At 47.0% G+C, this 315-nt stretch carries 1 protein-coding gene; it reads left to right on the forward strand.

The annotated features are described in order from the left end of the window. A partial coding sequence (locus tag R0K30_RS21465) for a carbonic anhydrase (RefSeq protein ID WP_410612814.1) occupies positions 1-309 on the forward strand: 309 nt, incomplete at its 5' end. Positions 310-315 lie beyond the last annotated feature (6 nt).

Consider the following 315-nt stretch of genomic DNA (forward strand, 5'->3'; position numbering starts at 1 on the left):
GCCGATGAAGTCTGCGTTATCGGCCACCATGATTGCGGCATGAGCAAAATCAACAGCGAGGATATGCTTGATAAAATTATCGACCGCGGTATTCCGAAAGAGCGGATTGACATGCTGAAGCACTCAGGAGTTGATCTTGATCAATGGCTGAAAAGCTTTGATTCAGTAGAAGCGAGTGTTACAGACAGCGTAAACGTCATTAAACACCATCCGCTATTCCCTGACAATGTGCCGGTGCACGGTCTGGTGATTGATCCTGAAACGGGTAAACTTGATCTGGTGATCGACGGCTACCCGCATATGGACTAATGTTTT

This window comes from Bacillus sp. SIMBA_154, from assembly GCF_046536015.1.
Classification (GTDB): Bacteria; Bacillota; Bacilli; order Bacillales; family Bacillaceae; genus Bacillus; species Bacillus pumilus_P.